Below are 11,686 nucleotides of genomic sequence, written 5' to 3'. Positions count from 1 at the left end.
CACCGGCGGGGCGAGTCCTACGATGCGGCCATGTCCCTGCCGCACGCCATCCTCACCGCCCTGCTGGAGAAGCCCTCCTCCGGTCTGGAGCTGACCCGCCGGTTCGACCGGTCGATCGGCTACTTCTGGTCGGCGACCCACCAGCAGATCTACCGGGAGCTGGGCAAGCTCGAGCAGGCCGGACACATCCGGGCACTGCCGTCCGACCAGCCGGCCCGCGGGCAGAAGAAGGACTACGAGGTGCTGCCCGCCGGGCTTCAGGAGCTGACGTCCTGGGTGACCCGCCCCGAGGACCCGCGGCAGATCCGCGACCCGCTGCTGCTGCGGCTGCGCGCGGCGGCGGTGGTGGGCGGCCCGGACATGGAGGCGGAGCTCGTACGCCATCTGGAGCTGCACCGCGCCCAGTTGGAGGACTACCTGGCCTTCGAGCAGCGCGACTTCCCGCCCGGGCGACGGATCACCAGGCAGGACCGGCTGCGCCATGTGGTGCTGCGGGGCGGCATCGAGCTGGAGACGTTCTGGACCAAGTGGCTGACGGACACCCTGGCCGAGCTCAGGGATCCCGAGGACGGACCAACCCGACATGCGGCACCTGACGGGCCGTGAGATCGTCGCCGCGTGACGGACTCCTTGATGGCCGCCTTCTGCGTGGCCGCTCTCGCCCTGTTGCTCAAATCCGCTGTCGGCCTCGCGCGTGCGGGCGGCGCCGACCCGTCCGCGGAGGCCCGCTCCGTGACGACGGCGTTGTACGGCTGCGGGATCGCCGTACTGACGCTGGGACTGTTCATCACGCTGACCTGAGGGGCACCGCTCTCAGCCGCCGGGCCGCCCGGTGGGAGGACGGCGGCCGCCCTCTTCCTCCTCGTCCGCCCTGCGGCGGTCGGTCAGCCGGCCGCGCAGCCAGCTGGACAGCGCCGTCGCCGCCGCGGTGAGGAAGACGAAGCTGTAGAGGATCTGCAGCACCGTCACCAGGCGGGCGCTCTGGCCCCTCGGCGTGATGTCGCCGTAGCCGACCGTCGCCAGGGTGACGATGGTGAAGTACAGCGCGTCGATCCTGGTGTCCAGGCCGGTGAACTCGCCCGTGTCCTTCGCCAGCGCGTGGTAGGCGCCGGAGAAGACGAGCACGGACAGACACATCAGCAGCGGGATGGCGATGCCCGGGCGGGTACCGGGCCGCTCGGTGAGCACGTCCCTGACCTGGAAGAGCAGCAGCAGGGCGATCGACACCAGGGCCAGCCCGAACAGCGCCCAGCTGATGCCCGGACGCTCGGGCCCGAGGGCCTCCAGCGGGAGCAGGAAGTACATCACCGTCATGAGGACCCCCGCACAGCCGCCGGCCAGCCGCAGCCTGGTCCGTCCCGCCCGCGGCGCGTGCCCCCGACCCCCTTCACCGGCCGGCCCCGTCATGGCCGGGTCCCGCCGGGGGAGCGAGGTGTGCGGCTCACCGTCCGGCCCGCGGCCGTCGCCGACCGGGCGAACCGGGCGGCGTCCACGACCGCTGCGCCGCCCGTGTCGTTGTTGAAGTACACGTACACGTCGTCCTCGTCGGGCCAGGCGCCGGTGATGCGGCCGACCCAGGACTTCAGCGCGGCGTGGCCGTAGCGCGGCGGCGGCTGGGCGAGGCCGGCGTGGAACCGTACGTAGCCCCAGGACGCCGTGCGCCACAGCGGGGTGACCGGGCGCGAACCGCGGTCCGCCCAGCACAGGGCGCTGCCGTGGCGCTCCAGCAGCGCCCGGAGCCGGGTCTCCGCCTGCCACCAGGAGATGTGCCGGAGCTCCACGGCCACGCGGACCGTGGCGGGAAAGCACCGCAGGCAGGCGTCGAGAGCGTCCACGTCCTCGTGGAAGGTCGCGGGGAGCTGGAGCAGGACCGGACCCATCCGGTCGCCGAGGCCCGCTGTCCGGTCCAGCAGCCGGTGCACCGGCTCCTCGGGTTCCCGGAGCCGCTTCAGGTGGGTCAGGAAGCGGCTCGCCTTGACCGCCATGACGAACCCGTCCGGCGTCCGCTCACGCCACGACCTGAAGACCTCGGTGGTGGGCAGCCGGTAGAAGGCGTTGTTGTTCTCCACGGTGGCGAATCGCGCGGCGTACTCCTCGAGCCACAGCCGTTGCGGCAGACCGGGCGGATAGAGAACACCGCGCCAGTCCTTGTACTGCCATCCGGAGGTTCCGACCAACATGGGCATGGGCAGATGCCTGCCCGTGCCGCGCGCCGGTCTATCGCCGCCACGGGGGTGCCCCGGACGTGCCGCCGGGGGCCGTCGGCAGGTCAAGGCGGCAGGTCCGCCGCTCGTCACGGGCTCATCCGCCGGGGCCGGAGAAGGGCCGGGGGGAGAGTCGAAGAAGGGCCGAAGAAAGGCCCGTATCAGCTCTGTTGTTACCTGCGGGAACACTTTCCAGGCGGGTGGCCCTGCTCCACTATGGGGTCCTGTTTCCGGCCAGTAACAGGCGAGCTCCTCCGCGCGCGGACGGGCGGTTCTGTCGCGTCGTAACTGAACGAGGAGTCAAGAGGGTGTCGAAGCTCCGGAAGGTCGTTCCTGACACGGCGGACGAGGACAACGACTGCACCGGCCTGCCCGACGGGGAACTGACCGAACGCATCCGCGCCGGCGCCCCGTCCGCGTCTCCCGCCGTGCAGGAGCTCAGGCGCCGCCACATGCCGGCGCTCCGCGGCTACGCCATGCTCTGCGGGCGCAACACCCTCGCCGGGAACCAGCTGGCGGTGCAGGCCTTCGACCTCGCCACCCAGGAGGCGTGCAGGGGCATCGGACCCGAAGAATGCTGGGGCGGACACCTGCTGACGGTGCTTCAGCGCATCGGACTCACCTGGGCCAGGGGCAGCCGCCGCGCCCGGCTCGAGCCCGGCTTCGCCGCGTGGCTCGACGACAACACCGATGTCGCTCCGCCCTTTCCGCCCGAGTCCCCGCGGCCGCGGCTCCGGGCGGCGTCCCCCATGCCGACCGCCTTCCGGCGTCTGCCCGAGCAGACCAGGGGCATCCTCTGGTACGCGGTGGTCGACGAGGAGCCGGACGCCACGGTCGCGACGTTCGTCGGGGTGAGCCCGGCCATGGTCACCGAGCTGCGGGCCAAGGCACTGGACGCGATGCGCCGCGCCTACATCAAGGCGTCTCTGGAGAGCAGCGGCAGCAGGAAGTGCCAGGGCTTCCGCCGCATCATCGAGGCGGCCTCGCAGCCGGGGGACGGGCGGCGCAGCGACGACCTGGCCGTTCATCTCGCGGAGTGCTCCGGCTGCGCCCGGCTGACCGGGGAGCTGACGCGAATGGCGGCGGGCCCGCGGGCCGTACTCGCCGACGGCCTGCTCCGGTGGTGCGGCGCGGCCTACGCCTCCGGCGGTCCCGTACGGGCCCGGCTCGCCGACGCGCCCGCCACGGCCGGACGGTGGGAGGCCCGGACGGCGGCGCTGCCCGCACCGCACGCCTTCGCCGGCCGTCGGCGACCGCGTGGCGGGACGGCGGGCAATGATGACGGGCGGCCGTCCCGGCTCACGGTCCTCGTCGCGGTGGCGGTGGTGGCCGTCGTCGTCGGGACGCTGGTGGCGACCGGGGCAGGGGACCCTGCTCCCGGTGGGGACCGCGACCGTGCCCGCGCGGAGGAGCCCTCGCGCTGGGAGGCCAGGCCCCCGGCGGTCCTGCCCACCGCCGCGCCCTCGGTGAGCGCCGCGCCGTCGCCGTCGAAGAAGCCCTCGGCGTCACCGAGCCGCACCACCGCGGCGCCGACGAGCGCGGCCCCGGCTCCCGAGCCGCCGCCGCCCGCACCTTCGAAGAGCACGCCGCCGCTGCCGGTGCCCATCGCCGCCGGCAGCGGATACACCCCGGTGGTCAACGCGGCCTCCGGGCTGTGCCTGGACATCGCGGGCGGTGTCATGGAGGACCGCACCGACGTCGTCACCGCCCCGTGCGACGGCACGCCGAGCCAGCGGTGGAAGCTGGAGTCCGTAGGGCTGCTGCGCAGTGGCGCCGACGCCGACTACTGCCTGGACTCGCGCGGTGCCACGGACCGGGGCGTGGGCATCTGGTCCTGCTCCTCCGTCGACGGCAGGAACGGTCTCAACCTCCTGTTCGTCGTCGACGCCGCCGGAGTCGTCCGCCCCAGGATCGCCCCCGGCTTCGCCCTCGAACCACTGGGGGACCCGGGCGGCGGCACCCTCGACTTCGATCCGGCCGACGGGGACAGCGACCAGCGGTGGACCGCCGGCCGCTGACCGGAGCGGGACGCAGACGGGTCGCGCCCGCCGGGACGGGGTGCCGTCAAGCGGTGGAGCAGGGACCTCCGTTCAGCGTGAAGGAGGCCGGCCTCGCCGTGTTCCCGGTGTGGGTCGCCTGGAAGCCGATCTGCGTACTCGCCCCGGCGGCGAGCGTCCCGTTGTACGCCACGTTCCTCGCGGTCACCGCGCCGCCGGCCGGGCTGTATCCCGCCCCCCAGCCGGAGGTGATGGTCTGCCCGGCGGGCAGGGTGAAGGCCAGCGCCCAGCCGTTGACCGGCGCGGTACCCGTGTTGGTGATGGTCACGGTCGCCGTCAGCCCGGTGTTCCACGCACTGGTGGTCCAGCCGATCCGGCACGCTCCCGGGCCGGGGCCGGGGCCGGGGCCGGGGTCCGGCGGCGGGGTGGTGTCGTCCAGCCCGAAGAACGCGACCGCGTCGGCCGCCATACCACTGGTCGGCAGGGTGTGGCCGGCGCCCTGGACGCTGATGGCCTCCACGGGCGCCCGGCTGCCGGTGGCGCCATAACGGGTGCGCGTCCGGTCGGGCTGCGGACGGTCGGTGTACGCGGGCGTCCGGCTCACGCCGTGGACGTCGGTCCACTGGTCGATCTGCTCGACGAGGTTGGGATGGCGCAGGGTGCTGTCCTCGGTGCCGTGCCAGATCTGCATCCTGGGCCGCGGCCCGGTGTGACCGGGGTACGCGGCACGGACGAGAGCGCCCCACTCCTGCGGCGTGCGGTCGACGGTCCCGTTCGCGCAGGCGCTGTTCCAGCCGGAGCCGTCGGTGGTGGCGAAGCACGAGTGCGGAACGCCCATGAAGGCCGCGCCCGCCGCGAAGACGTCGGGGTAGTTGCCGAGCAGGACGTTGGTCATCATGGCGCCGGACGAGGCGCCGGTCACGAAGATCCGGCCCGGATCGGCGCCGTACCGCTGCTGGACGTGGGCGACCATGGACCTGATCCCCACCGGGTCGCTGCCCCCGTCGCGCCGCAGCGCCTGGGGCGAGGAGACGTCGAAGCAGTTGCCGCTCCTGGTCGCCGACGGGTAGACGACGATGAACCCGTACCGGTCGGCCAGTGAGGCGAACTGGGTGCCCGAGTGGAAGGCCGGGCCGGAACCGGTGCAGTTGTGCACGGCCACCAGCACGGCCGGCCGCTCGCGGACGCTGTCCGGCACGTACAGATGCATCCGCAGATTGCTCGGGTTGCTGCCGAAGGCCGTCACCTCCGTCAGTGAGGCGGCCGACGCCGGGGGCGCCGCGACGGCGACGAGCAGCGCCGACAGCAAGGGCAGGACGGCGGCCAGAAGCACTGTGAACAGTGATCTCGCGGACCGCCTCGCCGCGGTCGGCACCTGCGGGGATCTGTTGGTCATGTACCTGTCCTTCCTAGACTGCCTGCCGTGAAGGGACTGCTGCTGCGGCTTTCCGCGCTGGACGCGGACGCCGCCACCGCCGTACGCGTGATCGCGCACTTCGAGGCGCTGCTCGGCGGTGGTCTCGATCCGGCGTCCCTGGCCCGGTCCACCGCCGGACTCGCCGGATGCCCGGCCGGACTCCGGCTGCCCGACGGCCGCTCCGCACGGTCCGGGCCGGACGGCGTCGCACTCCCGGGCGCGCCCGGGCATGTCTCCGGCCGGGTGGAACTGGAGCCCGCGGGCGGGGTCTGGCTGGAACGGGCAGGGGCGCCCGGTCCGTTCGACGAACTGGTCCTGGAGTGGATGGCCATCACCGCCCGGGTGCTGGCCGGCCGGCCCTGGCAGTCGCGGGTGCCCCAGGCGGCCGATCCGGCGCTGGTGGAGCTGGTGCTCTCCGGCCGGGAGGACGCGCCGGACCGTGTCAGGGCGCTCCGTCTGCTGGGCCTGTCGCCCGAGGCGCCGCTGCGCGTGATCGCCGTGGCCGGGCGGCCGGGGACGGACGTGGGGATGGAGGCCGTGGCGCTGCTCGGGCGCGGCGGTCTGCGGGGCACGGTCAGGGTGGCGCGGGCCGGTTCGCTGGGGGCGGTACTGGTGCAGCGCCCGGAAGGCCCGGGCCGTAAGGGCGACGCCGCGGGCGGTGGTTCCCCGGACGACGGCGCGGGCGGCGGCAACTCCTCGGACAGGCCGGCGTCGACGGCCTGCGAGCTGCGAGCGGCACTGCGCGAACGCGTCCGTGAGCGGGGCACGGCCCACGGGACCGCGCAGGGGATCCGGGTGGGCGTCGGCGGCGCCTTCGACCCGCTGGAGGCACGTACTTCCTGGTCACAGGCGCGTGCCGCGCTGCGCTTCGCCGCGGCGGGCAGCCCGCGGGATGCGGTCGCCGACCACGACGAACTCGGCCCGGTCGCGCTGCTGGCGGACATCCCGGTGGAGCGGCTGCGCGCCCAGGAGGACGTGCGGCGGCTGGGGAGACTGGCGCGCGGCGAGCGGGGGGAGCGGGCCGGGCACGGGGGCGAACTCCTGGCGGCCCTGGCCGCCTTCTGCCGCACGGGCTCGCTGCGGCAGGCCGCCGGTGAACTCCACCTGCACCACAGCTCGGTGGCCGCGCGCCTCACCCACGTCGAGAAGGAACTCGGATGGCGGCTGCGCGACCCGCAGGACCGGTTCCGTGCCCAACTGGCGCTGTACGCCCTGCGGCTGGCGGACGGCGGTGAAGACCTCGGCGGCGGATAGCCACTCACCGGTTCACCGAGCTCACCGGCCGAGCGCGCGTCGCAGCACGGCGACCGCCTCCGCGGTCGCGCCCTGGATGACACCGGCGTGCTCCACGGCCCACGCGCCGTGGAAGGTGCCCGGGATCAGCCGCAGCTCCGTGGGCACCGCCGCGGCCGCCAGGGCGCGGGCGTAGGCGACGCCCTCGTCCCGCAGCGGATCGAACTCCATCACGGAGACGTACGCGGGCGGCAGCCCGGTAAGAGCCGGGACCGCGGCGCGGGCGGGAGCCGCGTACGGGGAGACCCCGGCGGTCCCGCGCACGCCGTCCCCGAGATACGCCTCCCAGCTCCGGACGGCGTTGCGCCGGTTCCACACGGGCGTGTCGGTGAACATACGGGCGCTCGCCGTCTCCAGCCGGTCGTCCAGCGCGGGGCTGCACAGATGCTGGAAGCACACCGCGGGCCCGCCGCGGTCGCGGGCGAGCAGCGTCAGCGCGGCGGCCAGCCCGGCCCCGGCGCTGTCGCCCCACAGGGCGATCCGGTCGGGACGGACGCCGAGCCGGCCGGCGTGCCCCGCCAGCCGGCACAGGCCGGCGTAGCAGTCGTCCAGCGGCGCGGGGAACGGGTGCTCGGGGGCGAGGCGGTAGTCGACGGAGACCACCAGGGCCTCGAGCTCCCGGCACAGCAGCACGTTCCAGTCGTGGTCGACGTCCGGGGAGCCGAGGACGAAACCGCCGCCGTGGATGCTGTAGACGGCGGGCAGCGGCCCGGCCCCGGACTTCTGCGGCCGGTAGGTCCGCAGTCTCACGGCCGGTGCGCCGTCCACGCCCGGGGCGAGGACCTCGTCGATCTCCACCCCCTTCGTGTCCGTCGCCGCGACGGCCACCGCCAGTTGCTCGGCCTGGGCGGCGCGGGCGCGGCCGATGTCGGTGATGTCGACCTCGGGCATCATCGGCAGCGCGGCGGCGAGCTCGGGATCGAAACGGTGGCGCGAGAGCATGGCCCTCCTCCGGTCCTCGGTGACGCCGCGGCGCCGGCAGTGTGGCTGTGTGGCTTCGTGGCCTCGTGCTGAGACGGTGTCCCGCACGTTCTCCCAGGTCATCAGACGTGTGTCGGGACAACGGGTGCTCCGGACCGACAGCCGTCCGTTTTTCGGGCGCACTTCGGGTCGTCGGCGGCCTTCCACGGCCCTGTAGAGCCCCTCCCACCTGCGCACTTGCGCGCGGCGCAGCGGAATGGGCCGCTCTTGACGCCCACTCGGCGGGCTCCCTACCTTCTCGCCCACCGGGGCCACCGGTCGCCGGACCGCAGCGCTCTTCCACGGACCGCGATGTGACGCACGGACCTGCCGTGTGCACCACCCGACGCAGGGGACGACCCGCGGGCACCGCCGGCGTACGGAACCTGACACCCGCCCCGGCACGACACCCGGCACCGCCCGGCGTACGACACCCGGTACCGCCCGGCGTACGGACGTCCGGCACCAGAGAGGGACCACCGTGACCACATCACCGAACACCGCCCCGGGCTCCGTCCCGCCGCGGACGCGCCTCCCGCGCCGCCCCCGGCTCGCGCCCCTGCTGCTCGCGGGCGGAGTGTGCCTGGGCGCCCTGGTGACGGCGCCCGCCCAGGCCGCACGGGCGGACGCCGGGATCGTGGACTCCACCCGGCACGGCGGGAAGACCGTCGCCCTCACCTTCGACGACGGCCCCGACCCCGACGACACCGCCCGCCTTCTCCAAGTGCTGCGCAAGCACCACGTCAAAGCGGTGTTCTGCCTCTGGGGCGACCACGTCCGGGAACATCCGGAACTCGTGCGCGAGATCGTCGCCGGCGGCCACACCCTGTGCAACCACTCCATGCACCACGACGACCTGGCCGGCCGGTCGCCGGAGGAGATCCGCGCGGACCTGGAACGCACCAATGCCGAGATCCGCCGGGCCGCGCCCGGCGTGCGCATCCCGTACTTCCGCGCCCCCTACGGCAGTTGGGGCAAGAGTCCGGAGGTGGCGGCCGGTCTCGGCATGCAGCCGCTGGGATGGCGGCTGGCGATCGGCGACTGGGAACCGCCGGGCACCGACGAGTTGGTCCGCCGGATCCAGGAAGGCGTCACGCCGGGGGCGGTCGTGCTGCTGCACGACGGTGGCGGCGACCGCAGCCGGACCGTGGCGGCCGTCGACCGGATCATTCCCCTGCTCAGGGCCGACGGCTGGCGTTTCGACAAACCCGCCCGCCGAGGCTGACCCGCTCACAAACGACGCTCCTGGAGGCCCCGTATGACCGCACATCCGAAGTGGTCCCCCGACCGGGGCCGTGTACGAAGAGCCGGCCGTCACCTGGTGGGCCTGCTCACCGGAGCCCTGCTCCTGACCTTGGCCCCGGCCCCCTCCGCCGCCGCCGGTGCGCCGGCGGCGCCGGACGGGCGCGGAGCCGGCGGGGCCTGGACGGGCACCTGGGCGACCACACCCACAGCGGTGCCGGCCTCTGACACCACCGAGTTCGAGAACCGGACGATCCGGCAGACCGTCCGCACCAGCATCGGCGGCGACCGGGTCCGCGTCAGGCTGTCCAACGAGTTCGGTGACCGGCCGCTGGTGATCGGCGAGGCACGGATCGCCCGCCCGGCCGGCAGCGGACCGCCCACCCGTATCGACCCGCGCACCGACCGTCCGCTCACCTTCGGCGGCCGGACGTCCGTGACGATCCCCGCCGGCGCGCCGGCGGTCAGCGACCCGCTCCCGATGCGGGTGCCCGCCGGCTCCGATCTCGTGGTGAGCATCTACCTGCCGGAGCGGACCCCCGGCTCGACCGTCCACGCGTTCGCCTTCCAGCACAACCACGTCGCCGCCGGCAACGTCACCGGGCGGACCGACATCGTCGCCACCGCCACCCTGGACCGCTGGTACTTCCTGACCGGTGTGAGTGTGAGCAGCGGCCGGCCGGAGCGCTCCTCGGCCGTCGTCGCGTTCGGCGACTCCATCACCGACGGCTCCGACACCGACGTGAACGCCAACCACCGCTGGCCCGACTTCCTGGCCCGGCGCCTGGACGCCGCTCCCGGGCCGTACACCGTCGGCGTGCTCAACCAGGGCATCAGCGGCAACCGTCTCCTCCACGACCCGAACCCGCCCGCCGGGTCCGACGCGGAGAACTTCGCGGCGTACTTCGGGCAGAGCGCGCTGCGGCGTTTCGACCGCGACGTCGCCGCGCAGCCCGGTGCCCGGCACGTCATCGTGCTGCTCGGGGTGAACGACCTGGGACACCCGGGCACGGTCGCGCCCGTGTCGGAGACGGTGTCCGCGGCGGACATCATCGACGGTCACCGCCAGATCATCGCCCGCGCGCACGAACGCGGCCTGAAGGTCCACGGAGGCACCATCCTGCCGTTCAAGAACGACACCTTCGGCTTCTACAGCCCCCGCAACGAGGCCGCCCGCCAGGCCGTCAACCACTGGATCCGCACCAGCGGCGAGTACGACGGGGTCATCGACTTCGACAAGGCCCTGCGTGACCCGGCCGACCCGCAACGCCTCCTCGCCCGCTACGACAGCGGCGACCACCTGCACCCGGGCGACGCCGGGGCCGAGGCGATGGCCGCGGCGGTACCGCTCCACCTCCTGCGCTGACCGGGGGACGGGCCCCGGGCGATCGCGCCCCGGGGCCCGGTCCTACGCTCCCGGGGAACCGCCCGGCCTCAGGACTGCGTGGTGTCCTGCGTACACCGGACGGGAAGACCCTTGGCGGCTGGAAGGAGCTTCGGATGGGCGACGGCACGGCACTCGCGGAGCGGATCGCCGAGCGGCGGGACGGCTCCGGCGATCCGATGGCCATGGTGGGCGAATTGCGGCGGGCCCTGGTCCTCGTCCCTGTCGACGCGGGCGGCCTGTGGACCGCGCAGCTCGGCGGGGTGCGCTGGATCTGCGCCTTCACGGGCGAGGAGTCCCTCGCCCGGTTCGCGCGTGCCAGGGACACGGGGGACGGCCAGGAGACCGGCCGCACCTGGGAGTTCGCGGAGGTACGCGGCGCACGGCTGCTCGACGAGATCATCCCGGCCATGGGCGTGCCGGCCGGGGTGGCGGTCGACGTCGCCGACCCGGACGGGGCGATGCTCTTCCCGCCGGCCCGGGGCATCGTGCCCGACGCCGTCGCCGTCGACGCGCCGGCCGAGGAAGGGGCCGCCTGATGGGCGACGGCGCGGAGGACCTGAAGGTAAGCCCCGAGAGCGTCCAGCGGATCACCGAGGGCCTGCGGTCGGCGATCGCCGAGCTGCGGGAGATGGGCACCGGGACCGGGGCCGTCCTCGGCAAGGGATTCTCGGACCTGGCGATGACCGGGATGGAGGCCGGACACCACGGCCTGTCGGTGGACTTCGAGGACTACTGCGAGCGCTGGGAGTGGGGCGTGCGGGCGTTGATACAGGACGCCAACACGATCGCCGCGACGCTCGGGCTCGCCGCCGGCATGGTCTGGGAGGAGGAGCAGTACATCGAGGGCACGTTCAAGATCGCGGTGAACGCCGCCGTCGGCAACCCGCACGCCTCGGAGGAGGACATCGTCAAGCAGGGCTGGGGCGATGTGCTCACCCCGGACCACCTGAACCCCGACTGGAGCCCCGAATCCTTCCAGCGCGCCGGGGAGGACGCAGCGCAGACCTGGAAGGACACCGGCCGGGCGGTGCTGACGGAGGGCAACGGCGGGCGTCAGTCGCAGATCCTGAACGAGATGCTGGGCGTGGACCAGGAGGCGTTCGACCGGGCCGTGGACGACACGTTCGGTCCGTCTCCCGAGGAGCGGGCCGCCCAGCAGCAGCAGCCGGGTACCGGGGGGAACTGA

At 73.9% G+C, this 11,686-nt stretch carries 12 protein-coding genes; 8 read left to right on the top strand and 4 right to left on the bottom strand.

Features of this window, described 5'->3' with window-relative positions; genetic code table 11:
- Positions 1–30: 30 nt before the first annotated feature.
- Together SPRI_RS18040 and SPRI_RS18035 are read left to right on the top strand one after the other, a co-directional pair.
- Positions 31–606 (top strand): PadR family transcriptional regulator, encoded by a 576-nt coding sequence (locus tag SPRI_RS18040; protein ID WP_005314646.1) that lies wholly within the window; start codon positions 31–33, stop codon positions 604–606.
- Between the two features lie 12 nt (positions 607–618).
- Positions 619–801, top strand: a complete 183-nt coding sequence (locus SPRI_RS18035) for a hypothetical protein (protein ID WP_005314645.1) — start codon at positions 619–621, stop codon at positions 799–801.
- Positions 802–813: 12 nt separating this feature from the next.
- Here SPRI_RS18035 and SPRI_RS18030 read toward each other — a convergent pair whose 3' ends face one another.
- Both SPRI_RS18030 and SPRI_RS18025 read right to left on the bottom strand, forming a co-directional pair.
- Positions 814–1,314 carry a potassium channel family protein gene (locus tag SPRI_RS18030; protein ID WP_050791518.1) on the bottom strand — a complete coding sequence of 167 codons (501 nt, stop codon included), beginning with the start codon at positions 1,312–1,314 and terminating at the stop codon, positions 814–816.
- Between the two features lie 89 nt (positions 1,315–1,403).
- Positions 1,404–2,186 (bottom strand): DUF72 domain-containing protein, encoded by a 783-nt coding sequence (locus SPRI_RS18025; RefSeq protein ID WP_037774149.1) that lies wholly within the window; start codon positions 2,184–2,186, stop codon positions 1,404–1,406.
- A 326-nt stretch (positions 2,187–2,512) separates the two neighbouring features.
- Here SPRI_RS18025 and SPRI_RS18020 point away from each other — a divergent pair, with 326 nt between their 5' ends.
- Positions 2,513–4,222 (top strand): ricin-type beta-trefoil lectin domain protein, encoded by a 1,710-nt coding sequence (locus SPRI_RS18020; RefSeq protein WP_053557095.1) that lies wholly within the window; start codon positions 2,513–2,515, stop codon positions 4,220–4,222.
- Between the two features lie 46 nt (positions 4,223–4,268).
- Here SPRI_RS18020 and SPRI_RS18015 read toward each other — a convergent pair whose 3' ends face one another.
- Positions 4,269–5,597 carry an extracellular catalytic domain type 1 short-chain-length polyhydroxyalkanoate depolymerase gene (locus tag SPRI_RS18015; protein WP_053557094.1) on the bottom strand — a complete coding sequence of 443 codons (1,329 nt, stop codon included), beginning with the start codon at positions 5,595–5,597 and terminating at the stop codon, positions 4,269–4,271.
- 27 nt (positions 5,598–5,624) lie between these two features.
- Here SPRI_RS18015 and SPRI_RS18010 point away from each other — a divergent pair, with 27 nt between their 5' ends.
- On the top strand, positions 5,625–6,872 hold the full coding sequence (locus SPRI_RS18010) for a PucR family transcriptional regulator (protein WP_053557093.1): 1,248 nt from the start codon (positions 5,625–5,627) through the stop codon (positions 6,870–6,872).
- A 21-nt stretch (positions 6,873–6,893) separates the two neighbouring features.
- Here SPRI_RS18010 and SPRI_RS18005 read toward each other — a convergent pair whose 3' ends face one another.
- Positions 6,894–7,853 carry an alpha/beta hydrolase gene (locus tag SPRI_RS18005; protein WP_005314634.1) on the bottom strand — a complete coding sequence of 320 codons (960 nt, stop codon included), beginning with the start codon at positions 7,851–7,853 and terminating at the stop codon, positions 6,894–6,896.
- A gap of 499 nt (positions 7,854–8,352) precedes the next feature.
- Between SPRI_RS18005 and SPRI_RS18000 the strand changes: the two genes are divergently transcribed.
- The 4 genes from SPRI_RS18000 (at position 8,353) to SPRI_RS17985 (ending at position 11,686) form a co-directional block, all read left to right on the top strand.
- Entirely contained in the window at positions 8,353–9,096 is a 744-nt protein-coding gene (locus SPRI_RS18000; RefSeq protein ID WP_078951264.1) for a polysaccharide deacetylase family protein, read from the top strand.
- 33 nt (positions 9,097–9,129) lie between these two features.
- Positions 9,130–10,479 carry an SGNH/GDSL hydrolase family protein gene (locus tag SPRI_RS17995; RefSeq protein ID WP_053557092.1) on the top strand — a complete coding sequence of 450 codons (1,350 nt, stop codon included), beginning with the start codon at positions 9,130–9,132 and terminating at the stop codon, positions 10,477–10,479.
- Positions 10,480–10,613: 134 nt separating this feature from the next.
- The gene (locus tag SPRI_RS17990; RefSeq protein ID WP_037774148.1) at positions 10,614–11,036 is read left to right on the top strand and encodes an SseB family protein; all 423 of its coding nucleotides are present in this window, start codon (positions 10,614–10,616) and stop codon (positions 11,034–11,036) included.
- A complete protein-coding gene (locus tag SPRI_RS17985) occupies positions 11,033–11,686 on the top strand; it encodes a hypothetical protein (protein WP_037776503.1) in 654 nt (217 codons plus the stop codon). The genes SPRI_RS17990 and SPRI_RS17985 overlap by 4 nt, the downstream gene beginning before the upstream one ends.

This window comes from Streptomyces pristinaespiralis (genome assembly GCF_001278075.1).
Lineage (GTDB): Bacteria > Actinomycetota > Actinomycetes > Streptomycetales > Streptomycetaceae > Streptomyces > Streptomyces pristinaespiralis.
Note: the sequence above shows the minus strand (reverse complement) of the source record. Positions and strands in the feature narration are given on the sequence as shown.

What these genes read in the sequence shown, in the direction of transcription:
- SPRI_RS18015 (WP_053557094.1), bottom strand. Translation starts at nt 5,597, where the DNA reads ATGACCAACAGATCCCCGCAGGTGCCGACCGCGGCGAGGCGGTCCGCG.
- SPRI_RS18030 (WP_050791518.1), bottom strand. Translation starts at nt 1,314, where the DNA reads ATGACGGTGATGTACTTCCTGCTCCCGCTGGAGGCCCTCGGGCCCGAG.
- SPRI_RS18025 (WP_037774149.1), bottom strand. Translation starts at nt 2,186, where the DNA reads ATGCCCATGTTGGTCGGAACCTCCGGATGGCAGTACAAGGACTGGCGC.
- SPRI_RS18005 (WP_005314634.1), bottom strand. Translation starts at nt 7,853, where the DNA reads ATGCTCTCGCGCCACCGTTTCGATCCCGAGCTCGCCGCCGCGCTGCCG.
- SPRI_RS18040 (WP_005314646.1), top strand. Translation starts at nt 31, where the DNA reads ATGTCCCTGCCGCACGCCATCCTCACCGCCCTGCTGGAGAAGCCCTCC.
- SPRI_RS17995 (WP_053557092.1), top strand. Translation starts at nt 9,130, where the DNA reads ATGACCGCACATCCGAAGTGGTCCCCCGACCGGGGCCGTGTACGAAGA.
- SPRI_RS17990 (WP_037774148.1), top strand. Translation starts at nt 10,614, where the DNA reads ATGGGCGACGGCACGGCACTCGCGGAGCGGATCGCCGAGCGGCGGGAC.